The sequence below is a fragment of the Massilia mucilaginosa genome (genome assembly GCF_011682145.1).
GTDB classification, from domain to species: domain Bacteria; phylum Pseudomonadota; class Gammaproteobacteria; order Burkholderiales; family Burkholderiaceae_D; genus Telluria_A; species Telluria_A mucilaginosa.
Genome location: NZ_WHJH01000249.1, coordinates 1 through 363, shown reverse-complemented (window position 1 = coordinate 363; position 363 = coordinate 1). Strand labels below are relative to the sequence as shown.

Genomic DNA, 363 nt, shown 5'->3' with positions numbered 1-363 from the left:
CGTCCACACTTATCGGCTGTCAATCAAGAAGAACAGCGTTTGAAAGCGCAAACCCAAGCATCCGTGCTTAGGTTTGATCTTTCAGAGATTAAAAGCTGTTTCGTTCTTTAACAATCTGGAAGAAGTATAGTTTTAATCGAGTCGCCGACAGGCGGTTCGATGGGTAGTGATTGTATGTATCAAAACAAAGCAACAACGCTGTACTTTCTTATCTCTGTAACGCTCTTTGTTCCTCAGAACAGAGGCTAACGTTATAGGGACAAGCGAATAAGTGCACATGGTGGATGCCTTGGCGATTACAGGCGACGAAGGACGTAGTAGCTTGCGATAAGCTGCGGGGAGCTAGCAAACAAGCTTTGATCC

At 45.2% G+C, this 363-nt stretch carries 1 rRNA gene; it reads left to right on the top strand.

Annotation, left to right across the window (positions count from 1 at the left end):
* Window positions 1-257: 257 nt before the first annotated feature.
* Window positions 258-363, top strand: a 23S ribosomal RNA gene (locus F2P45_RS34725); the annotation flags it as partial.